This is a genomic window from Myceligenerans xiligouense (genome assembly GCF_003814695.1).
GTDB lineage: Bacteria > Actinomycetota > Actinomycetes > Actinomycetales > Cellulomonadaceae > Myceligenerans > Myceligenerans xiligouense.
Window position 1 is genome coordinate 206,184 of sequence record NZ_RKQZ01000001.1, and the last position, 21,772, is coordinate 227,955.

15 protein-coding genes, 2 rRNA genes and 1 riboswitch are annotated in these 21,772 nt (G+C 69.6%); of the genes, 11 read left to right on the plus strand and 6 right to left on the minus strand.

Annotated features, from left to right (window positions below; all coding sequences use genetic code 11):
• Positions 1-388 precede the first annotated feature (388 nt).
• From EDD34_RS00875 to EDD34_RS00885, 3 genes are all read left to right on the plus strand, one after another.
• Positions 389-3,511 (plus strand): 23S ribosomal RNA (locus EDD34_RS00875).
• 85 nt (positions 3,512-3,596) lie between these two features.
• Positions 3,597-3,713, plus strand: a 5S ribosomal RNA gene (gene rrf / locus EDD34_RS00880).
• 229 nt (positions 3,714-3,942) lie between these two features.
• Entirely contained in the window at positions 3,943-5,580 is a 1,638-nt protein-coding gene (locus tag EDD34_RS00885; RefSeq protein WP_123812900.1) for an IS1634 family transposase, read from the plus strand.
• A 107-nt stretch (positions 5,581-5,687) separates the two neighbouring features.
• Here the strand turns inward: EDD34_RS00885 and EDD34_RS00890 are convergent, their stop codons facing one another.
• Positions 5,688-6,146 carry an RrF2 family transcriptional regulator gene (locus EDD34_RS00890; RefSeq protein WP_123812901.1) on the minus strand — a complete coding sequence of 153 codons (459 nt, stop codon included), beginning with the start codon at positions 6,144-6,146 and terminating at the stop codon, positions 5,688-5,690.
• 180 nt (positions 6,147-6,326) lie between these two features.
• Between EDD34_RS00890 and EDD34_RS00895 the strand changes: the two genes are divergently transcribed.
• On the plus strand, positions 6,327-6,845 hold the full coding sequence (locus tag EDD34_RS00895; protein WP_123812902.1) for a MogA/MoaB family molybdenum cofactor biosynthesis protein: 519 nt from the start codon (positions 6,327-6,329) through the stop codon (positions 6,843-6,845).
• Positions 6,846-6,866: 21 nt separating this feature from the next.
• On the opposite strand, the gene EDD34_RS00900 is transcribed toward EDD34_RS00895, so the two are convergent.
• The 3 genes from EDD34_RS00900 to EDD34_RS00910 form a co-directional block, all read right to left on the minus strand.
• Positions 6,867-7,109, minus strand: a complete 243-nt coding sequence (locus tag EDD34_RS00900) for a MoaD/ThiS family protein (protein WP_123812903.1) — start codon at positions 7,107-7,109, stop codon at positions 6,867-6,869.
• Positions 7,106-7,600 (minus strand): cyclic pyranopterin monophosphate synthase MoaC, encoded by a 495-nt coding sequence (gene moaC, locus EDD34_RS00905; protein ID WP_123812904.1) that lies wholly within the window; start codon positions 7,598-7,600, stop codon positions 7,106-7,108. The genes EDD34_RS00900 and moaC overlap by 4 nt, the downstream gene beginning before the upstream one ends.
• A 100-nt stretch (positions 7,601-7,700) precedes the next feature.
• A complete protein-coding gene (locus EDD34_RS00910) occupies positions 7,701-7,988 on the minus strand; it encodes a DUF4235 domain-containing protein (protein WP_123812905.1) in 288 nt (95 codons plus the stop codon).
• 49 nt (positions 7,989-8,037) lie between these two features.
• Positions 8,038-8,155, plus strand: a riboswitch (TPP riboswitch).
• Between EDD34_RS00910 and EDD34_RS00915 the strand changes: the two genes are divergently transcribed.
• The 4 genes from EDD34_RS00915 (at position 8,156) to pgi (ending at position 13,508) form a co-directional block, all read left to right on the plus strand.
• On the plus strand, positions 8,156-9,175 hold the full coding sequence (locus EDD34_RS00915) for a thiamine ABC transporter substrate-binding protein (protein ID WP_123812906.1): 1,020 nt from the start codon (positions 8,156-8,158) through the stop codon (positions 9,173-9,175).
• The gene (locus tag EDD34_RS00920; protein ID WP_246012128.1) at positions 9,172-10,848 is read left to right on the plus strand and encodes an ABC transporter permease; all 1,677 of its coding nucleotides are present in this window, start codon (positions 9,172-9,174) and stop codon (positions 10,846-10,848) included. The genes EDD34_RS00915 and EDD34_RS00920 overlap by 4 nt, the downstream gene beginning before the upstream one ends.
• Positions 10,848-11,657: an ABC transporter ATP-binding protein gene (locus EDD34_RS00925; protein WP_123812908.1), complete on the plus strand. Its 810-nt coding sequence runs from the start codon at positions 10,848-10,850 to the stop codon at positions 11,655-11,657. Before EDD34_RS00920 ends, EDD34_RS00925 begins: the two co-directional genes overlap by 1 nt.
• Positions 11,658-11,786: 129 nt before the next feature.
• A complete protein-coding gene (gene pgi / locus EDD34_RS00930) occupies positions 11,787-13,508 on the plus strand; it encodes a glucose-6-phosphate isomerase (RefSeq protein ID WP_123812909.1) in 1,722 nt (573 codons plus the stop codon).
• A 69-nt stretch (positions 13,509-13,577) separates the two neighbouring features.
• Here pgi and EDD34_RS00935 read toward each other — a convergent pair whose 3' ends face one another.
• Positions 13,578-14,735, minus strand: coding sequence for a PrsW family intramembrane metalloprotease (locus EDD34_RS00935; protein ID WP_123812910.1), 1,158 nt, complete (start codon positions 14,733-14,735; stop codon positions 13,578-13,580).
• A 65-nt stretch (positions 14,736-14,800) separates the two neighbouring features.
• On the opposite strand from EDD34_RS00935, the gene EDD34_RS00940 reads away from it, so the two are divergent.
• The gene (locus EDD34_RS00940; RefSeq protein WP_211341457.1) at positions 14,801-15,559 is read left to right on the plus strand and encodes a copper homeostasis protein CutC; all 759 of its coding nucleotides are present in this window, start codon (positions 14,801-14,803) and stop codon (positions 15,557-15,559) included.
• A 176-nt stretch (positions 15,560-15,735) separates the two neighbouring features.
• Here the strand turns inward: EDD34_RS00940 and EDD34_RS00945 are convergent, their stop codons facing one another.
• Positions 15,736-18,654, minus strand: coding sequence for an immune inhibitor A domain-containing protein (locus EDD34_RS00945; RefSeq protein WP_123812911.1), 2,919 nt, complete (start codon positions 18,652-18,654; stop codon positions 15,736-15,738).
• 82 nt (positions 18,655-18,736) lie between these two features.
• On the opposite strand from EDD34_RS00945, the gene EDD34_RS00950 reads away from it, so the two are divergent.
• Together EDD34_RS00950 and EDD34_RS00955 are read left to right on the plus strand one after the other, a co-directional pair.
• Positions 18,737-19,279, plus strand: a complete 543-nt coding sequence (locus tag EDD34_RS00950) for a GNAT family N-acetyltransferase (protein ID WP_123812912.1) — start codon at positions 18,737-18,739, stop codon at positions 19,277-19,279.
• A 124-nt stretch (positions 19,280-19,403) separates the two neighbouring features.
• Complete coding sequence (locus EDD34_RS00955) at positions 19,404-21,707, plus strand: glycoside hydrolase family 3 C-terminal domain-containing protein (protein ID WP_123812913.1); 2,304 nt, start codon at positions 19,404-19,406, stop codon at positions 21,705-21,707.
• Positions 21,708-21,772: the final 65 nt, after the last annotated feature.

Sequence of the window (21,772 nt, forward strand, 5' to 3'; positions counted from 1 at the left end):
CCGGACGCGTCGTGGGTGGTTGCTCATGGGTGGAACATTGACGAAGGACCTTCCCCGTTCGGGTGGGTCTCGCTAGTACGCCGGCATCTTGGCTCCTTCGGGAGTGGCTCCTTCGGGAGGTGGGTGCGGGTTGGAACGTGGGGTCTGTCGGTGGTGGGGGTCTGCCAAGCACACTGTTGGGTCCTGAGGCAACCGGCCGGCTGGTCGGGTGTTTCTGGGAGGTTCGAGTCATCACCGGGGCGATACCGCCGGGCTGTGGTCTGGTTGGTCGTTGGTGTGTGGTGGGTTCGTTCGTTGCTTGAGAACTGTATAGTGGACGCGAGCATCTCTGGACACATGATTCGTGCGCGCTTGGTGCGTGTGGGGGTTGTGTGTTCTGCGTAGTGTTGTTGAAGTTTTTTAGGGCACAGGGTGGATGCCTTGGCATCAGGAGCCGACGAAGGACGTTGTAGCCTGCGATAAGCCTCGGGGAGCTGGCAGACGAGCTGTGATCCGAGGGTTTCCGAATGGGGGAACCTACCCGAAGTTGTGTTCGGGTACCTGCACTTGAATTCATAGGGTGTAGGGGGGAACGCCGGGAAGTGAAACATCTCAGTACCGGCAGGAAGAGATATTCTGTGAGTAGTGGTGAGCGAAAGCGGATGAGGTTAAACCGTGCGCGTGTCAAGTTGTCAGACGTTGCGTGTGCGGGGTAGTGGGAGCCCCTGGAGAGATCTGACAGTCTCTCGATCAGTGAGAAAGTTGCGCTATAGCCGAACCGGGTTGAATACCGGACCGTAGAGGGTGGGAGTCCCGTAGGTGAAATGGTGTGGCCTGGTGGGGGTTGTCCCGAGTAGCACGGGGCCCGTGAAATCTCGTGTGAATCTGCCAAGACCACTTGGTAAGCCTAAATACTCCCTGATGACCGATAGCGGACCAGTACCGTGAGGGAAAGGTGAAAAGTACCCCGGGAGGGGAGTGAAATAGTACCTGAAACCGTGTGCCTACAATCCGTCAGAGCCTTCCAGTCCTTCGGGGTTGTGCAGGGGTGATGGCGTGCCTTTTGAAGAATGAGCCTGCGAGTTAGTGCTCGGTGGCGAGGTTAACCCGTGTGGGGAAGCCGTAGCGAAAGCGAGTCCGAACAGGGCGTGATAGTCGCCGGGTCTAGACCCGAAGCGGAGTGATCTAGCCATGGGCAGGGTGAAGCGCCGGTAAGACGGTGTGGAGGCCCGAACCCACCAGGGTTGAAAACCTGGGGGATGACCTGTGGTTAGGGGTGAAAGGCCAATCAAACTCCGTGATAGCTGGTTCTCCCCGAAATGCATTTAGGTGCAGCGTCACGTGTGCTTGCTGGAGGTAGAGCTACTGGATGGCCGATGGGCCCGACAAGGTTACTGACGTCAGCCAAACTCCGAATGCCGGTAAGTTGAGCGTGGCAGTGAGACTGCGGGGGATAAGCTCCGTGGGTCGAGAGGGAAACAGCCCAGATCGCCGGCTAAGGCCCCTAAGCGTGTGCTCAGTGGGAAAGGATGTGGAGTTGCTCAGACAACCAGGAGGTTGGCTTAGAAGCAGCCACCCTTGAAAGAGTGCGTAATAGCTCACTGGTCAAGTGATTCCGCGCCGACAATGTAGCGGGGCTCAAGCACACCGCCGAAGCCGTGGCAACCACACATGCACATTACAGCCCTTCAGGGGTTGTCAGTGGTGTGGTTGGGTAGGGGAGCGTCGTGTGGCCGGTGAAGTCCCGGAGTGATCCAGGGGTGGAGGCCACGCGAGTGAGAATGCAGGCATGAGTAGCGAATGACGGGTGTGAATCCCGTCCACCGAATGACCAAGGGTTCCAGGGCCAGGTTTATCCGCCCTGGGTAAGTCGGGACCTAAGGCGAGGCCGACAGGCGTAGTCGATGGACAAGGAGTTGATATTCTCCTACCGGCGAAGAACCGTCCATACCGAGTCCGGTGATACTAACCATCCCAATCCTCCCGCTTCAGTCTTCGGACTGTACAGGGAGAGGCGGCGTGGGACCTGATCCGGTAGTAGGTAAGCGTGTTAACAGGGGTGACGCAGGAAGGTAGCCGCACGTGGCGATGGTAGTCCACGTCCAAGGTTGTAGCCTGCTCCGTAGGTAAATCCGCGGGGCGTCAAGGGTGAGGACTGATGGTGACCACGCAAGTGGGAACGCGGTGATCCTCTGCTGCCAAGAAAAGCCTCGACGCGAGGTTCTAGCCGCCCGTACCCCAAACCGACTCAGGTGGTCAGGTAGAGAATACCAAGGTGATCGAGCGAATCGTGGTCAAGGAACTCGGCAAAATGCCCCCGTAACTTCGGGAGAAGGGGGGCCCGAACCGTGAAGCCCCTTGCGGGCGTGAGCGGGGAAGGCCGCAGAGACCAGGGAGAAGCGACTGTTTACTAAAAACACAGGTCCGTGCGAAGTCGCAAGACGATGTATACGGACTGACGCCTGCCCGGTGCTGGAAGGTTAAGAGGACGAGTCAACCCGTAAGGGTGAAGCTCAGAATTTAAGCCCCAGTAAACGGCGGTGGTAACTATAACCATCCTAAGGTAGCGAAATTCCTTGTCGGGTAAGTTCCGACCTGCACGAATGGCGTAACGACTTCTCCGCTGTCTCGACCGCGAACTCGGCGAAATTGCACTACGAGTAAAGATGCTCGTTACGCGCAGCAGGACGGAAAGACCCCGGGACCTTTACTACAGCTTGGTATTGGTGTTCGGTGCGGTTTGTGTAGGATAGGTGGGAGACTGTGAAACCCGGCCGCCAGGTCGGGTGGAGTCATCGTTGAAATACCACTCTGATCGCTTCGGGCATCTAACCTCGGTCCGTGATCCGGATCAGGGACAGTGCCTGGTGGGTAGTTTAACTGGGGCGGTTGCCTCCTAAAATGTAACGGAGGCGCTCAAAGGTTCCCTCAGCCTGGTTGGCAATCAGGTGTCGAGTGCAAGTGCACAAGGGAGCTTGACTGTGAGACTGACAGGTCGAGCAGGGACGAAAGTCGGAACTAGTGATCCGGCCATGGCTTGTGGAAGCGTGGTCGCTCAACGGATAAAAGGTACCCCGGGGATAACAGGCTGATCTTGCCCAAGAGTCCATATCGACGGCATGGTTTGGCACCTCGATGTCGGCTCGTCGCATCCTGGGGCTGGAGTTGGTCCCAAGGGTTGGGCTGTTCGCCCATTAAAGCGGTACGCGAGCTGGGTTTAGAACGTCGTGAGACAGTTCGGTCCCTATCCGCTGCGCGCGTAGGAGTCTTGAGAAGGGCTGTCCCTAGTACGAGAGGACCGGGACGGACGAACCTCTGGTGTGCCAGTTGTTCCGCCAGGAGCACGGCTGGTTGGCTACGTTCGGAAGGGATAACCGCTGAAAGCATCTAAGCGGGAAGCCTGCTTCAAGATGAAGACTCCACCACCCTCGGGTGGGAAGGCGCCCGACAGACTATCGGGTTGATAGGCCGGAAGTGGAAGACCAGTAATGGTTGCAGCTGACCGGTACTAATCCGCCAACAACCTCAACAACACACACTTAACGTGTATCGCGTCCACTATACGGTTCCCGAGAAACGACCAACCCTTCGAACCTTGGTCAACAACTCGATAACGTTACGGCGGTCATAGCGTAGGGGAAACGCCCGGTCCCATTCCGAACCCGGAAGCTCAGCCCTACAGCGCCGATGGTACTGCCCCCGCCAGGGGGTGGGAGAGTAGGACGCCGCCGGACCCTTCTTCACACGAGGCCCGCACCACACGGTGCGGGCCTCGAACCATTCCCACACACAAGCCCCCGAGCACACCAGCTCGAGGGCTTCCGCGTACCCCGGAACACCCACGCCACCGGCCTGAGTTTGGTCATCTCGGCTTGATCCGTGCTGGCGCAGTGCTGTGACCTGTGGTGATGGTGGTCTTAGTGCGCGGTTTCACGCACTAACGGGCTGGCCTACGCTCGGTGGGTGGCGTTCATTCGACGGGTCCGGACCGCGTCCGGGGCGACGGCTGTGCAGATCGCGGAGTACGTCGGCGGGCGTCGTCAGCGGATCGTGGAGCACCTCGGGTCGGCGCACTCCGAGGCCGAGCTCGGCCTCCTGCTGGAACGGGCCCGCGGCCTGCTTGCCGACGGCCGGCAGGGTGTCCTTGACTTGGGTCTGGAGCCCACGACGCGCGCGGTGGGACTGGTCCCGGCTCCTGGCGAGCCGGCCTTGCTCGGCGGCCAGCCGGTCCCGTCTCAGGCGCCGCGGGTCGGTCCCGCGCGGGTGGAGTCGACCGCTTCGCGTGTCTTGTTCGACGCTCTGGTAGGCGTGTTCGCCGACCTGGGGTTCGACGGGATCGGGGACGAGACGTTCCGGGACCTGGTGATCGCGCGGATCGTGGAGCCGACCTCGATCCTGGACGTGGGGCGGGTTCTGAAGGACCTGGGCCACAGCCCGGCGAGCGAGAAGACGATGCGCCGCACCCTGGCCCGCTGCGTCGGCAACGGCTACCGCGACCAGATCGCCGGGTTGTGCTTCGATCACGCGCAGGCCAGCGGTGATGTGTCGTTGTGTTTGTACGACGTCACCACGCTCTACTTCGAGGTCGAGAAAGAGGACGGGCTGCGGAAGGTCGGCTACTCCAAGGAACGACGAGTCGACCCGCAGATCGTCGTGGGCCTGCTGGTGGACCGGTACGGGTTCCCGCTGGAGATCGGCTGTTTCGAGGGGAACAAGGCAGAGCGCCTGACGATTGTGCCGATCATCGAGCAGTTCCAGGCTCGCCACGGTATCGAGGGGATCGTGGTGGTCGCCGACGCGGGCATGCTGTCGGCGGGCAACCTGGCCGAGCTGGACCGCGCCGGGCTCGGGTTCATCGTCGGCTCAAGGATGACCAAGGCACCGATCGACCTGGAGTCCCACTTCCGCTGGCACGGGGACGCGTTCACCGACGCCCAGGTCATCGACACCATCACCCCGAAGACCGGGCAGAACCTCGAGAACGACCCGATGCTGCGCAGCGAACCGGTCTGGGACCCGGCCACGCACACGCGGTCCTGGCGGGCGGTGTGGTCCTTCTCCCGCAAACGGTTCGTGCGCGACAACGCGACCTTGACCCTGCAGGAGAACCGCGCCCGGGACGTGATCGACGGATCCCGGACCGCGAAGGCCACGAGGTTCGTCAAGACCAGCGGGGACGCACGCACCCTGGACGAGAAGGCACTGGCCCGAGCCCGAGCGCTGGCCGGGCTGAAGGGCTACGTCACCAACATCCCGGCCACGGTGATGCCGCCGGCAGAGGTGATGACCTGTTACCACGACCTGTGGCACGTGGAGCAGTCCTTCCGGATGAGCAAGACCGATCTGGCCGCCCGGCCGATGTTCGCCCGCACCCGCGACGCGATCGAGGCGCACCTGACCATCGTGTTCACCGCCCTGGCCGTCGCCCGCGCAGCCCAGGACCGCACCGGCCTGGCGATCCGCAACATCGTGCGCCAGCTACGCCCCCTGCGCTCGGCAACGATCACCATCAACGGCACCACCGCCACGTTCCCGCCCGCGATCCCCACCCCACAGCAGACCATCCTCGACGCACTGAACCGCGACGACGTCACGCACTAACCCGAATGACCAAACTCGGGACACCAGCTCGAGGGCTTCCGCGTACCCCGGAACACCCACGCCACCGGCGCCCAACGGGTGCCACGACCGGCGCGGACGCGGCGGACTCACGCGTTCTCCCACGCGTCCTCGGTCCTGACCAGGTCCCGGATCTCCGTCGGCAGGCCGTCGGTCACGAGGTCGGCGAGCGTCACCTGCTCCAGAACCGTGCGGACGTTCGCGCGCAGTGCCACCCAGACCTGGAGCAACGGGGCGGCGGGACCCTGGTACTCCAGGTCGGAAGGCCGCTTGCCACGGACGAAGACGAGCGGTCCGTCCACGGCACGGATCACATCGGCGATCGTGACCTGGTCCGCGAGCCGGGCCAGGCGGTAGCCGCCGCCGGCTCCGCGCTGGCTCACCACGAGCCCGTCCCGGCGCAGGTCGCTGAGAATCCCCTCCAGGAACCGGTACGGAATGCCTTGTGCCGTGGCGAGCGCTTCGGCGCGTACGGGCACCGCGTTGTCGGCCGCGGCGAGTTCGGCCGCGGCCCTCACCGCGTAGTCGGCGCGTGCGGAGATCCTCATGCCCCCATTGTCCACCGGAATACTCGGTTACCGCACGAAGAGGCAGGCCGCACCACGTCTCGCGGCGTCGTCGTGCACAACGACCTCCCGCGACCGGGCGATCGGACGTCGCTCTCCTGACGCCTCCTCGGGCGGGCGCCGACAGTATCCGCAGCGAGTCCGACCTTCTAAGGTGTACGCATGACCACCGACCGCGCCGCCGTCATCACCGTGTCGGATCGCTGTGCCCGCGGCGAGTCGGAGGATCGCTCCGGTCCCCTCCTCGTGCGAATTCTGGCCGACCACGGGATCAAAGACGTCGTCACCCGTGTCGTGCCGGACGGCATCGAGTCCGTACGTGACGTCCTGCGCTGGACGCTTGCCCAGCAGGCGCGGCTCATCTTCACCACCGGCGGTACAGGTGTCACTCCCCGCGATCTCACGCCCGAGGGCACCCGAGGGCTGCTCGACACGGAGATTCCGGGCATCGCCGAGGCGATCCGCGCCCGCGGCGCGAGCGGGGGCGTCCCCACCGCCGTCCTGTCCCGGGGTCTCGCCGGCATCATCCGGGCGCCGAACGGCAGCCGGCCGGCGCTGGTCGTGAACCTGCCCGGCTCCACGGGAGCAGTGCGCGACGGCGCCGAGGTCGTTCTGCCGCTCTGGCCGCACCTTCGCGACCAGCTCGACGGCGGCGACCACACCACCTCACCGGAGGGGTAGCCGCGTCGAGCGCCGAAGCGGTCAGCCGCCCGCGAAAGGCGGGAGCACATCCACCGTCGCCCCGTCGGGGACCGGAGTCTCGTCCGAGGTCACTCGCGCTCCGGCCACCAGGAACGTGCACTTGGGCAGCACCGTTCCCAGGCCGGCGCCGTGCCGCGCCGTCAGGGCTGCCCGCAGGCGGCCCGTCGTCGTCGGGCCGGGGAGGTCCTCCGCGCCGATTCCCGTTGCCTCGCGCGCTCCGGCGAAGTACCGCACCTGGATCATGGGGTCCTGGCCTCCTGCCCGGTCGCCGGCCGCGTCCAGTCACCCGACTTGCCGCCCGTCTTCGCGACGAGGCGCACGTCCGCGAGTGACACCGACTTGTCCAGCCCCTTGACCATGTCGACCACGGCGAGTCCGGCGATCGAGACGGCGGTCAACGCCTCCATCTCCACGCCGGTGCGGTCCGCGGTGCGGACGGTGGCGGTGATGTCCACGCCGTCGTCGGTGACCTGGAGGTCCACCACGGCACCGTGCACGCCGATCACGTGCGCGAGCGGCAGGAGCTCGGCGGTGCGCTTGGCGCCCGCGATGCCGGCGATGCGAGCCACGGCGAGCACGTCGCCCTTGGGCACCTCTCCCGAGCGCAGTGCCGCGACGACGTCGGGCGCGCAGGCGACGTGACCGGTCGCGGTCGCGGAACGCACGGTGGGCTGCTTGGTGGTGACGTCGACCATGCGGGCCTGGCCGCGGTCGTCGAGATGCGTGAAGGTCACCCGCCCAGCGTAAGAGATCCCGGCGCGAACTCGCGCCCACCGCGCCGCACCCACCGCGCCACCGCCCTGGCGTGAGCGGTGGGCAGGCGGTGAACGGCGGTCAGTGCGCGCGGGACCCCGAACGGGCTGCGATCCGGGCCACCGCACGTTGCGCGCCGCGGGCGGCCACCCGCTTGGCGAGCACGGCCGTCCCGGCGGCGACCGCGGCGAACACGGTCGCCTGGACCATGTCGAGCTCCGGGTCGTCGGGTTTGGTGGGTGCGTCGTTTCCGGTGACCTGCTTCCAGACGAGCGCCAGCGCCTTCTGCGCCGCCCAGCCGGCGGCGAACGTGAGGGCGATGGTGCCGATCTTTACCGCAAGTGTCGGTTCCGTCTCATTCTGGGCCACGATCCCACCGTAGCGGCTTCCGTGTCGGACAGCAGATGTAGGCTGCCGAGAACAACGACAGGGGAGCCCCGCCACCAGACAGAAGCGGGCGCTGAGAGTGCGGTTCACCGCAGACCCTCGAACCTGATCCGGTTAGCACCGGTGGAGGAAGTCGAAAGGACCCATTCATGACCACGTTCCGCCGCACCACCGTGACCACGGCGACTGCCGCGTCCGCCGCGGCCGCACTCCTGCTCTCCGGATGCACGGGCCAGCCCGAGGGAGACCAAGGGGCCGATGCCTCGCCGGCGTCGGACACCGTCACGCTCGTCACGCACGACTCCTTCGCCCTCAGCGACGGCATTCTCGCGAAGTTCGAGGACGAGACCGGGCTCACGGTCGAGGTCAACGCCGCCGGCGACGCCGGCACGCTCGCCAACCAGCTCGTGCTGACCAAGGACGCGCCCCTCGGCGACGCCGTGTTCGGCATCGACAACACGTTCGCGTCGCGCGTCACCGAGGAGGGCGTGATCGCGGGCGACCTCGCGCAGATCGATCAGGGCGACGTCTGCATCAACGCGGACAAGGAATGGTTCGCCGAGCAGAACCTCGACGCCCCCGAGACCCTCGCGGACCTGGCCGAGCCCGGGTACCAGGGCCTGCTCGTCGTGTCGAACCCGGCGACGTCGTCCCCCGGGCTCGCGTTCCTGCTGGCCACCTACGATGCGTTCGGGGAGAACGGCTTCGGCGACTACTGGCAGGCGCTGCGGGAGAACGACGTGAAGGTGGTCGACTCCTGGGAGGACGCCTACTACGTCGACTTCTCCGGCGCGGACGGTGAGGGCGACCGCCCGCTCGTCCTGTCGTACTCGACGTCCCCTGCCTACACGGTGACGGACGACGGTGAGTCCACCACCACCGCGCTGCTCGACACCTGCTTCCGCCAGGAGGAGTACGCCGGCGTGCTGACCGGTGCCGACAACCCGGACGGCGCCTGGGAGCTCGTGCGGTTCCTGCAGTCGGACACGGTCCAGGAGGACCTGCCCGGCTCGATGTACATGTACCCGGCCCACGAGGACGTCCCTCTCCCCGCGGAGTGGGTGAAGCACGCCCCGCTCGCCGAGGACCCGTACGAGGTGGCCCCGGAGGACATCGCGGCGCACCGTGACGAGTGGATCGAGGCGTGGACCGCGATCGTGCTGGGGTGAGGCCTTCCGTCCGGCGCGGGCTGGTCTGGGCGTCGATCGCGCTCGTCCCGCTGCTGTTCGTGGGCCTGTTCTTCGTGTGGCCCGTGACGGCGCTCGTCCTGCGCGGATTCGTCGCCGACGGCGCGCTCGACCTGACGGGGTTCGCCGACGTCCTCGGACGCCCGCGCACGTGGCGCCTCGTCGGCCTGACGCTTGCCCAGTCCGTGCTCGGCACCGCGTTCTCGCTCCTCGCCGGACTCCCCGTCGCCTTCCTCCTGTACCGGCGCGCGTTCCCCGGCCGGGGCCTCCTGCGCGGACTCGTGACGGTCCCGTTCGTGCTGCCCACCGTCGTGGTCGGCGTCGCGTTCCGCAGCCTGTTCGTGCCCGACGGCGCGCTCGGGTTCCTCGGCCTGGAGGAGACCCTGGGCGGGATCGTCATCGCCCTCGTCTTCTTCAACATCTCCGTCGTGGTGCGCACGGTCGGCGGGCTCTGGGAGCGCCTCGACCCCCGCGCCGAGCAGGCGGCGGCCGCGCTCGGCGCCTCGCCACCACGCGTGTGGTGGACGGTCACGCTGCCATCGCTCGCCCCCGCGCTCGTCTCGGCCGCGTCGGTGGTGTTCCTCTTCTGCGCGACCGCGTTCGGCGTCGTCATGGTGCTCGGCGGCGCGCGGTACGGCACCGTCGAGACGGAGATCTGGGTGCGCACCACGCAGTTCCTCGACCTGCGGTCCGCGGCCGTGCTCTCGATCGTGCAGCTCGCCGTCGTCGCCACCGCCCTGGCCGTCTCCGCGCGCACCCGCGGCCGCCGTGAGGCCGCGCTGCACCTCGTCAGCGACCGGACCTCGGCCCAGCCGCTGCGCCGATCGCGCGGTGACCTGGCAGCGGTGGCGGCCACCGTCACCGTCGTCGGAGGGCTCATCCTGCTGCCACTGGGCGGTCTCGCGCTGCGTTCCTTCCGCGGGCCCGACGGCGCCCTCGGCCTGTCCAACTACACCGCGCTCGGCACCACCGGCGAGCGCGGCGCGCTCACCGTCACCGTCTGGGAGGCACTCGGGAACTCCCTGCGCACGGCCGCATGGGCGTGCGCGATCGCCCTCGTCGTGGGGGGACTCGTCGCGCTCCTCGCGTCGCGGCGCCCGCGCGGCAGCGGAGCCAGGCGCGCCGTGTCCCTGCTGGACGGGCTGTTCATGCTGCCCCTCGGGGTGTCGGCGGTGACCGTGGGCTTCGGGTTCCTCGTCACCCTCGATCAGCCGTTCGGCGTCCAGTACGACCTGCGGACGTCGCCGGCGCTCGTGCCGATCGCGCAGGCCGTCGTCGCGGTCCCGCTCGTCGCGCGCACCGTGCTGCCCGTGCTCCGGGCCATCGACCCCCGCCTGCGCGAGGTCGCCGGAACGCTCGGCGCGGGCCCCGGGGCGGTTCTGCGCACCGTCGACCTCCCCCTCGCCGCGCGGTCCCTCGGGCTCGCCGTCGGATTCGCGTTCGCCGTGTCCCTCGGGGAGTTCGGCGCGACGTCGTTCCTCGTGCGGCCGCAGAACGAGACGCTGCCCATCGTGATCTTCCGGCTGATCGGCCGGCCGGGAGCCGAGAACTACGGGATGGCGCTCGCGGCGTCGGTGGTGCTGGCCACCCTGACCGCGGTGGTGATGATGCTGGCGGAACGCCTGCGGGGCGATCATGGCGGAGGAGAGTTCTGATGGTCTCGCTCAACTCGGGTACCGGATCGACGGGCACGGCCACCGGCGCCGCCCGTGACGGGGCCGGGCTCGCCGTGCGCGACGTCGTCGTGCGTTACGCGAAGGCGCCCGGCCGGCCGTGGCGCCGGGCGCGCGCCACCACGACCGCCGTCGACCACGTCTGGATCGACGTGGACCAGGGCGAGATCGTCGCCCTGCTCGGGCCGAGCGGGTGCGGCAAGTCGTCCCTCCTGCGCGCCGTCGCGGGGCTGGAGCCCCTCGCGGGCGGGACGGTCACGTGGGACGACGCCGACCTCGCCGGCGTGCCGGTGCACCGGCGCCAGTTCGGCCTGATGTTCCAGGACGGGCAGCTCTTCCCGCACCGTGATGTCGGGCGGAACGTCGCCTACGGGCTGGAGGCGCAGCACGTCCCGGGGCCGGCGCGGTCCGAGCGTGTCGCCGGGCTGCTGGACCTGGTGGGGCTCACGGGCTACGAACGACGCCGGGTGACGACGCTGTCCGGGGGAGAGCGGCAACGGGTGGCGCTCGCGCGGGCCCTCGCCCCGAGCCCGCGGCTGCTGCTCCTCGACGAGCCGCTCTCCGCGCTGGACCGCCGGCTGCGGGAACGCCTGGCCGGCGACGTGCGCCGGGTCCTCAAGGAGACGGGCACGACGGCGCTCTTCGTCACGCACGACCACGAAGAGGCCTTCGCGGTGGCGGACCGGGTCGGCGTCATGTCCGGCGGCCGACTGCTCCAGGTCGCGCCGCCCGACGAACTCCGCGAGAAGCCGGCATCACGCGAGGTGGCCGAGTTCCTCGGCCTGACCTGACCTGACCGGAGCCGGCCGGAGCCGACCAGAGCTCGAGCCGACAGAGCCCGCGCCGAGCTGACCGGAGCCGGTGGCCGCGCCCCGCGGAACGACTGCGCCCGGGGCGTCGTCGGACGTTAGGTTTGAGCCATGCGCACCGAGCTTGCCAAGCAGCCTGTCGACGCCACGACCACGTCCGCCTGGGCGGACCTCTCCCGGCTCTCGGGGGATCTCGAACCGGACCTGCGAGGCTGGTTCGAGTCCGACCCCGCCCGGGCCGAGCGGTTCGCCTTCCAGGCCGCCGACCTGTACGTGGACCTGTCCAAGAACCTGCTGACCGACGACGTCCTGGCGGCGCTGGTCGACCTCGCCGGCCAGACGGGCGTCGCCGAGCGCCGGGACGCGATGTTCTCCGGCGAGCACATCAACCCCACCGAGGACCGCGCCGTCCTGCACACCGCGCTGCGCAGGCCCGCGGGCACCGCCCCCGCCCTGCACGTGGACGGGCAGGACGTCGACGCCGACGTGCGGGCCGAGCTGGCGAAGGTCTACGGCTTCGCAGAGAAGGTCCGGTCCGGCGAGTGGACCGGCGTCACGGGTGAGAAGGTCCGCACGATCGTGAACATCGGGATCGGCGGCTCGGACCTCGGCCCGGTCATGGCGTACGAGGCCCTGGAGCCGTACGTCGCCGAAGGGCTGGAGTGCCGGTTCGTCTCGAACATCGATCCGACGGACGTCGCCCAGAAGACCGCGGACCTCGACCCGGCGACCACCCTGTTCATCGTCGCGTCGAAGACGTTCGGCACCCTGGAGACGCTCACCAACGCCCGGCTCGCCCGCGACTGGCTCTGGCGGTCCCTGGTCGCGGCGGGCGCGATCGAGGACACCGACGAGGGCCGTGCCGGCGCCGTCGCGAAGCACTTCGTCGCGGTCTCCACGGCCCTGGACAAGGTCGCCGCCTTCGGCATCGACACCGAGAACGCCTTCGGGTTCTGGGACTGGGTCGGTGGCCGGTACTCGATGGACTCCGCGATCGGGACGTCGCTGGCGATCGCCATCGGGCCGGAGCGGTTCGAGGAGCTGCTCTCGGGCTTCCACGCGATGGACGAGCACTTCCGGACGGCGCCGCTCGAGCGCAACGTGCCCGTGCTGATGGGGCTGCTGAACGTCTGGTACACCAACTTCCGCGACGCGCACACGCACGCCGTCCTCCCGTACGCGCAGCAGCTCCACCGCTTCCCGGCCTACCTGCAGCAGCTCACGATGGAGTCCAACGGCAAGTCGGTGCGCTGGGACGGCTCGCCGGTCACGGCGGACACGGGCGAGGTCTTCTGGGGCGAGCCCGGCACCAACGGGCAGCACGCCTTCTACCAGCTCATCCACCAGGGAACACGCCTGATCCCGGCGGACTTCATCGCCGTCGCGCAGCCCGCGTACGGGCTGACCGACCCGGTGGGCGACGGCAAGGCCGTAGCGCCCGGCGCGGACGTCCACGGACTGTTCCTGGCGAACTTCTTCGCGCAGACGAAGGCACTGGCGTTCGGCAGGACGGCGGACGAGGTGCGCGCCGAGGGCACGCCCGAGGAGCTCGTCTCGGCGCGGGTGTTCAGCGGGAACCGGCCGACGACGTCGATCCTCGCGCCCGCGCTCACGCCGTCGGTGCTGGGGCAGCTCGTGGCCCTCTACGAGCACATCACGTTCGTGCAGGGCGTGGTGTGGGGGATCGACTCGTTCGACCAGTGGGGTGTGGAGCTCGGCAAGAAGCTCGCCCTGGAGATCGCCCCCGCGGTCGCGGGTGACGAGGCGGCGCTCGCCGCCCAGGACGCCTCGACGGCAGCCCTCATCGCCAGGTACCGCACCCTCCGCCCCTGACCCGCCCGGCCCGCCTGCCCCCGCCCGGGTCCAAGGGGGCGGCGGTCCGGGGCGGCCGCGGGGCGAGGGCTAGTGCGCCGTGGTGGCCCAGGGGAGGTTGGCCGTGCCCGCCGTCGGGAGGAACGTGGCACGGGAGCGCTGCATGACCCAGAGGAGCGCCTGGCGCTGGTTCTCCAGTTCGGCGGGCTCCGCCGCCGCGTGCTCGGCGCGCTCGTGCAGGATCGCGAGCTCGGTCGCGGCCTGCTGGTACTCGCGCATCGCCGTTCCGGACACCCGGCCTCCACGGGAGGTCGCCCACTCGCGGGCGGCCTTGCGGGCCTTGAGGGAGCTGAGCATCTGCACGTCGACCATCGCCACGACGCCCGTCGGGATGTACTTGGGCAGGTAGTGGAGGATGAGGCCGACGAGCCGGCGTCGTTCCCGCTGCACCACCACGATCAGCACGATCATCACGACCAGGCCGATCAGGTAGGCAGACGCCAGGCCGCCGATGCCCCGGGACGACGCCGCGTTCCACAGGCTGTGCAGGGCGATCGCTCCGGTCAGGCCGATCAGCGGCGCCGTGAAACGGAGCATGCCGGGCCGGCTCATCGCCGCGACGGCGACGCCGATGCCGGTCATGGCCGTGCACAGCGGGTGCAGCAGCGGCGCGATCACCGCGCGCATGAGGAACACGAAGCCGAGCTGGTCCACCTCGGCGGCCTGGATGAAGTAGGTGATGTTCTCGGTGGCGGCGAAACCCAGGCCGACCATCGAGGCGTAGATGATGCCGTCGGTGAGGCCGTTGATCTCGTGGCGGCGGAACCAGAGCATGCCGAACAGCAGGAATGCCTTGAGCACCTCCTCCACGATCGGCGCGCCGACCACCGCGGTCCAGTACCAGCCGTCGTCGGTGCTGACCAGCAGGTCGGTGATGACCACGAAATTGAGCGTGTTCAGCACCATCGACACCAGTGCCGCCACGCCGGCGCCCCACAGGAAGGCGAGGATCAGCGCGTTCTTGGGCTCCGGCTCCATCCGGTCGAGCGCGAGAATCACCGGCAGCCAGATCCCGAGCGGGAGCAGGGCGAGCAGGAGCCCCACGACGAACGAGGCCCCGCCGTTCATCGCGCTGAACGCGAGCACGATCATCAGGCACACGGAGGAGAACGCGATGGCCACGATGGCTCCCGCGGGTGCCCGGCCTGGTGGGCGGCCGCGAAGGATCGCACTCGGGTCGACGGTCATGGACGCAGAGCCTAGTGAAGGTCGCCCGCTCGGGGCGAGCCCGGCTCGACGGTAGCCTGACCCCCGTGCACAATGTCGCCCTCGAGTTGGCCGTCCAGGACCCCGCAGGCGCGCGGATCGCGTCCGACGTCGGCGCCCGGCGCGTGGAGCTGTGCTCCGCGCTCGGGGCCACCGGCGGGATCACGCCCAGCGCCGCCCTCATCGAGGCGGCGATCGACGCCGCCGCCGTGGTCCCGGAGACGGCGGGCGCGCCGATCCTGGAGGTCCACGTCCTGATCCGGCCCCGTCCGGGCGGGTTCACCTGGTCTGCCGAGGAGCGTGCCCTCATGGCCCGCGAGACGGTCCTGTCGGTCGACGCGGGGGCCGACGGCGTCGTCGTCGGCGCCCTGACTCCCGACGGGCGTGTGGACGAGGAGACGGTCCGTGCCTTGGTCGCGGCCGCCGGCGACGCGGAGGTGACGTTCCACCGGGCGCTCGACGTCGTCCCCGATCAGCTCGCGGCGCTCGACATGCTCGCCGACCTCGGCGTCACACGCGTCCTGACCTCGGGCGGGGCCGCCCGGGCGGGCGAGGGGGTGGAGCGCCTGGCGCGGCTGGTGGAGCGCAGCGCCGACCTCGGCGTGGAGATCATGGCGGGCGGCGGTGTCCGCCTCGAGGACGTGCCGACCCTGGCGGCGGCGGGTGTCGACGCGATCCACCTGAGCGCCAGGCGCGTGGTGGCCGACGACGGCGGTCCCGGCGGCGGTACCGGAGGGTATGAGGTCACCGACGCCGACGTCGCGCACACCGTCGCGGAGGCGGTCCGGGAACTCCAGCTGAGGTAACCGCCCGCCGTACCCGCCGTACCCGTCCGTGGGCAGCCGGCCGACGCCTCCGGCCGGGGACCGAACGACGTCGAGGCGGTACACCGGTGGTCCGGCGTACCGCCTCGGCGGTTCAGGGTCTGCCGGGGCAGCACGCCGGAGACCGGCGGGTACTGCCCCGGCGGGGGATCATCCGGTCAGGGAACGCTCGGCGGGGTGACCGAGATCAGCCCGACCCGGTCGCCGAACTGCGTCCGGTGCAGCTTGACCGTCGTGCCGTAGCCGACGCCGTCGTCCGCCGGGTCGCCGGTACCGGCCGGGGCCGGGAAGCCGAAGTCCTCCCCGAACCAGTCGGGCAGCAGGTTCCCGTCCGGGTCGACGATCCGGAACGAGTACGGGCTGTTCCCGACCGACGGCACGGTGACCGACGCGTCGTTGTCCCGGTAGAACAGGCTCTCGCCGTTCACCTCGACGCCGGGGTACCAGCCCTTGTCGTCGGTGAACGTGCGGACCGGGGCCAGCGGCCCGATGTCGGTGCAGAACTCCTGGGTCAGGTCGTCGTCGGACACGATGCACTCCGTGAGCGGGGACGTCGGCCTCAGGCCGAACGCCGCGTTCGACGACTGCGGACGCGACGGCAGGTTCTTCAGCACCGACTCGTCCGGCTCCGCCGACGCGTCACGACGCAGCGGGTCGAAGTGGCTGTCGACGATGAGCAGGCCGCCCTTGGCGCCGAGGCTCGGCAGCGCGCTCAGGTTCGAGGTGACGTGGTTGGCGTCGCCGTACGTGGTGTCCCGGTACCAGACCAGCATGCCGGGCACGTTGTACGAGAACTTCTCGACCTTCCACGCCTCGCTCTGCGGGGCCGCGTAGGTGGAGTCGTAGGCGTGCTCCAGGCCCTCGTCGAACCCGTCGGCGTTGCGCCACTCGACGATGTAGTACTGCGCCTGCGTCGAGGAGCCGCTGTCGGCGTGCCAGCCCTGGCCCGTGGTGTCCACCCAGGTGGAGACCTCGTTCGTCCAGCCGTTCGCCCCGGACTCGGTGTCGTCGGACCACACGGTCTCGCCGTCGACCACGAGCGCGAAGTCGTCCGCGAACCAGCCGCGCTCCAGGAACGCCGCGTCGGTGGCGTACCGCAGGCGCAGGTCCACGGTGGACCCGGCGTGGGCCGAGAGGTCGACGAAGTGCTGCGCCCAGCCCTGGGAGCTGCCGGTCAGGCCGTACTGCTTGCCGCCGAAGTCGCCCAGCCTGCCGTTCGGGTCGCCGTAGGCGTCACCCGTGGTGACCTCCGCGCCCTCGGCGTCGTAGACCTTGACCTCGTCCCAGGTGGCGCCGCCGTCCGTGGAGACCTCGACGAACCCGTAGTCCCAGTCCGCCTCGATGACGTAGTCGTTCCACATCGAGAACGTCGCCTCGGTACCGGCCGGGACGTCGAGGGTGCGGGAGAGCCGCACATCCGCCCAGTCCTGGTCGGCGCCCGTGTACCAGGAGTTCTCGCCCGAGTGCGGCTCGGTGAGGAACAGCTCCTTGTCGGGCAGGTTGATCTTGATGCCGTCCTCGGTGCCGCGCAGCGGGCGCGAGTTCTGGCCCACGCGGACCATCCGCCGCTCGTCGCCCGGCTCGATCTCCAGCGGATCGGCCCAGCCGAGCACGTACTTGTCCCAGACGCCCATGTGCGTCGGCATCGACTGGAAGATCGGGCCCGCGTGCGAGCCGGAGCTCATCAGGTCCCAGAAGTCGACGTCGGAGTCGCCGCCACCGGACGTGTCGTACAGGTCCGGCAGGCCCAGGTCGTGGCCGTACTCGTGCGCGAACACGCCCACGCCCGAGTCCTCCGGCTGCACGATGTAGTTCGACAGCTTCAGGTCGGTGCCCGGGATGTCCGCGCCGCCGGCCACGGCCGAGGAGTGCGCCCAGAGGGCGTACGTGCCCTCGTCGCCGCCGCCGCCGGACTTGTCGGCACCGGCGTGCACCAGCACGACGTGGTCGATCACACCGTCCGGCTCGTAGAGGTCGCCGTCCCCGTCACGGTCCGACTGGTCCTCGACGTCGTAGTCCTCCCACGGGAAGTCGGGGTCCAGCTCGGCGAGTGCCGCCACCGCGTCGATCGGGAGCTGGCCCGCGCCCAGCGGGTTGTCCGGGTGCCCCTGCATGCCCTGGTAGGCGCCGGCCTCCCACTCGCCCTCGTCGTTGAGGAAGCAGCGGGTGGCTCCGTACCACCCTTCCGAGTGCGGCACGGTGACCCACGGGGTCGCCTCACCGGAGACGGTGTAGGCGCCCTGCGACATCTCCTCGTACATGTTCTTCATCGTGTAGCCGGAGATGTCGAAGCCGGGCTCGCCGTCAGGCCCGGTGAGGTCCGTGCGCACCCGGTCGGTGATGCCCTCGGACGTGAAGAGCATGTCGTTGTAGTGCTCCGGCGAGAAGTCGGGCACCCACATGGAGTTGTTGTCCTCGAGCTCCATGGAGCCCGGGTCCGGCAGGTTGTTGTGCTTCGGGCCGTTCTGGACGTTGCCGGGCATGCACTCCGACGAGCCCCAGTACGTGGGGACCATCGAGTCGGTGAAGTCGTCGTCGACGTCGTCGGCGAACTCGACGAGGATCGTCAGGAGCTTGGCCTCCTGAGTGGTCTCCGCCTTCTTGTACCGCGGGCCCTTCTTGCCGTGGTGCTTGCCCGGCCGGACGGCGTCGCTGCCGTCGGCCAGGGCCCGCGCCGTACCGCGGTCGCGGATGTCGGCCGGGCTGCCGCCCTGCTCGATGGCCCGCGCCTCCGCCTGGGCGAGCCGCTCGGCGGCGGCAGGGTTGCCGCCCGCGAACTTGGCGTCCAGCTCCTCGGACGCGGCCTGGACCGTGGCGTCCACGGTCGTTCCGGTGCTGCCGCCGGGCACGTGCTCGACGATGCGGCCGTCCGGGGTGATCTCGATGTCGGTGCCGACGTCGGGCTGTACGGCGGCCTCGGCGTAGTTGATGTAGTGCTCGGATGAGCCGATCTCGGGTGCGGGACGTGGCTGGGCCGTCGCGGCGCCCTGGGTGGTCGCCAGGCCGGCGACCGTCAGGGCGAGCACGGGGAGGGTAGCCACCGTGCACCGCGCGAGGCGTGTGGTGTGATGTGCCATGGGTCACACAGAACCATGGTGTGACATTTCTGTGAAGTACGTCGTGGGAATTTCATCCCCATGGCCGTGCGACCATCTCCCCATGCCGCACGAGATCCGCCCCGTCCGCGCCACAGAATGGCGCGAGATCCACGACCTGCGAATGCGCGCCTTGCAGGACGACCTGGCGCCCGTCGCCTTCCTCTCCACGTACGAGACGGAGGCCGCCTACCCCGACGAGTTCTGGATCGAGCGCGCGCGGACGTCGTCCCTCGACGCGGGCTCCGAGGCGGGCGCCCGGCAGTTCGTCGCGGTGTCCGACGACGGCCGGTGGCTGGGCACGGCGGTCACGCTGATCGAACGGGCGGGAACCCTGGACTTCGAGGAGCGCCGCATCGAGCACGACGGCGCGCACGTGGTCGGCGTCTACGTCCAGCCCGAGCACCGCGGGAAGGGGCTGATCGACGACCTCTTCGACGCGGCACTCGGCTGGGCCCGGGAACGGGCACTGGACCGCGCCCGCCTGTACGTGCACCAGGACAACCCGCGGGCACAGGGCGCCTACCGCCGCCTCGGCTTCACCGCGAGCGGCGCGACCTTCACCGGCGCCATGGGCCCCGAGCTGGAGATGACGCGAGCCCTGTGACGCCGGGCAGGCGTCGGATCGCGACGCTCCCCCCTGCTCCACGCCAGGCGCGGGCCTCGCACCTCGGCACGAGTCCCGCGCCGCGCCCTTCGTCGCGGCGGGTGTCCGGTGCGATGATGCGGGCATGACTTCCGCCACCCCAGCCGACGTCGTCGGACGCCTCACCGTGGAGCAGAAGGCTCGACTCGTCGGTGGGGCGTCGTACTGGACCACCGCCGACCTGCCGGGCGTGCCCGCCGTGTTCCTCGCCGACGGGCCGCACGGCGTCCGGCGCCTGGACCCGGCGAACGGCGCGATCGCGGGAGCCGACCCGGCCACCTGCTTCCCGCCCGCGGTGGCCCTCGGTGCCACGTTCGACGTCCGCCTGGCCGAGCGGGTCGGCGCCGCGATCGGCGCCGAGGCCGCCGAGCGGGGCGTCGGCGTCGTGCTCGGGCCCGGCGTGAACATCAAGCGCTCACCGCTGTGCGGCCGCAACTTCGAGTACGTGTCGGAGGACCCGCTGCTCGCCGGGCACGTCGGCGCCGCGCTGGTGAACGGCATCCAGTCCGCCGGCGTCGGCGCGTGCGTCAAGCACTTCGTCGCCAACGACCAGGAGACCGAGCGGCTGCGCGTCTCGGCCGACATCGACGAGCGCACCCTCCGCGAGATCCACCTGAGGCCGTTCCAGCGCGTGGTCACCGAGGCCCGGCCGTGGACGGTGATGAGCTCCTACAACCGCGTCAACGGCACCTACGTCGGCGAGGACCCGCGGCTCCTCACCCGCGTGCTGCGCGACGAATGGGGCTTCGACGGGCTCGTCATGTCCGACTGGCTCGCCGTGAACGACCGCACCGCCGCCCTGCGCGCCGGGCTCGACCTCGAGATGCCCGCACCCGGCGAGGCGCGCGTCCGGCAGCTCGTCGGGGCCGTGAGCTCCGGCGACCTGCCCGAGCAGGACCTCGACCGCGCGGCCGAACGCGTCGTCGCCCTCGCCCGGCGGGTCCACGACGCGGAGGGCCCGGCCGACGCCACCGACCTCGTCGACCACCACGAGCTCGCGCGCGAAGCGGCCACGCGCGCGATCGTGCTCCTGCGCAACGAGCCGGTCGCCCGCGACGGCGAGACCACCCCCGCACCGCTGCTCCCCCTCGCGAAGGACGCCCGGGTCGCCGTCGTCGGCGAGCTCGCCCGCACGCCCCGATACCAGGGAGCCGGGTCGTCCCAGGTGGTGCCCACCCGGCTGGACGACGCCCTCACCGCGCTCACCCAGGACTTCCCGGACCTCGCGTTCGCCCCCGGGTACGCGCTCGGCCGCGAGGCGGGCGACGACACGGCGCTCGCGGCGGAAGCGATCGCGGAGGCCAGCGACGCCGATGTCGTCCTGTTCTTCGCCGGCCTGCCCGACGACGCCGAGGCGGAGGGCCGCGACCGGACCCACATCGACCTGCCGACGGTGCAGGTCGACCTGCTCGAGTCCGTGCTCGACGTGAACCCGCGTGTGGTCGTCGTGCTGTCCAACGGCTCCGTCGTGCGCCTCCCGTTCGCGGACCGGGTCCCCGCGCTCGTCGAGGGCTGGCTGCTGGGCCAGGCGGGCGGGCCGGCGACCGCCGACGTGCTCACCGGCCGGGTCAACCCGTCCGGCCGGTTGTCCGAGACGATCCCGCACCGCCTCGCCGACGGCCCGGCCTACCTGGACTTCCCCGGTGAGGACCTCCACGTGCGCTACGCGGAGGGCGTGTTTGTGGGCCACCGCTGGTACGACGCCCGCGACATCGACGTGGCCTTCCCGTTCGGGCACGGCCTGTCGTACACGACGTTCGGCTACGAGGGCCTCACGGTGACGACGGGCGACGACGCCCTGCGTGCCACCCTCACCGTCACGAACACCGGCGACGTGCCCGGCCGCGAGGTGGTGCAGTGCTACCTGGGGCGCGACACGTCGGCCGTGGCACGGCCGCCCCGTGTGCTCGCCGCGTTCGACGTCGTCGAGCTGGAGCCCGGCGAGTCCCGGCGCGTCGAGCTGACGGTGCCCCTGGGCGAGCTGTCGCACTGGAGCACGCGGGACGGGCGCTGGGTCACCGAGGGCGGCACGTGGCGCGTCGACGTCGGCGCGTCGAGCCGCGACGTGCGGGAGTCCCGCGAGGTCCAGGTTCCCGGGGACGACGCCGTGCGGCCGCTCACCCGCGGCTCGACGCTCCGGGAAGCGGCCGCCGACCCGACGGCGGGTCCGCTGGTCAACGGTGCGCTCGAGGCGATGGACGAGGACGTGCGCGAGATGGCCCTCGCGATCCCGCTGGGGCGGATGCCGTTCGTGCCCGATGCGGGCGTGAGCGAGAAGCAGCTCGCGGACCTCATCGCGCTGTCCGACGGCTCGGCGGGCCGCTTCAAGCGGACGGCGGCCAAGGTACTGGGCTCCGTCTCGGCGCGCCGGAGACACGGACCGCGTTGACGCGGGTCCCGGCGGAGTTGCTACGGTGCGCGAGCACAGTGCCGTGCCCGAGATGTCGTGCGGGT

Bases quoted from the DNA above. Each gene is read 5' to 3' on its own strand.
- EDD34_RS00890 (WP_123812901.1), bottom strand. From the start codon at position 6,146: ATGAGGATCTCCGCACGCGCCGACTACGCGGTGAGGGCCGCGGCCGAA.
- EDD34_RS00895 (WP_123812902.1), top strand. From the start codon at position 6,327: ATGACCACCGACCGCGCCGCCGTCATCACCGTGTCGGATCGCTGTGCC.
- EDD34_RS00900 (WP_123812903.1), bottom strand. From the start codon at position 7,109: ATGATCCAGGTGCGGTACTTCGCCGGAGCGCGCGAGGCAACGGGAATC.
- EDD34_RS00915 (WP_123812906.1), top strand. From the start codon at position 8,156: ATGACCACGTTCCGCCGCACCACCGTGACCACGGCGACTGCCGCGTCC.
- EDD34_RS00925 (WP_123812908.1), top strand. From the start codon at position 10,848: ATGGTCTCGCTCAACTCGGGTACCGGATCGACGGGCACGGCCACCGGC.
- pgi (WP_123812909.1), top strand. From the start codon at position 11,787: ATGCGCACCGAGCTTGCCAAGCAGCCTGTCGACGCCACGACCACGTCC.
- EDD34_RS00935 (WP_123812910.1), bottom strand. From the start codon at position 14,735: ATGACCGTCGACCCGAGTGCGATCCTTCGCGGCCGCCCACCAGGCCGG.
- EDD34_RS00945 (WP_123812911.1), bottom strand. From the start codon at position 18,654: ATGGCACATCACACCACACGCCTCGCGCGGTGCACGGTGGCTACCCTC.
- EDD34_RS00950 (WP_123812912.1), top strand. From the start codon at position 18,737: ATGCCGCACGAGATCCGCCCCGTCCGCGCCACAGAATGGCGCGAGATC.
- EDD34_RS00955 (WP_123812913.1), top strand. From the start codon at position 19,404: ATGACTTCCGCCACCCCAGCCGACGTCGTCGGACGCCTCACCGTGGAG.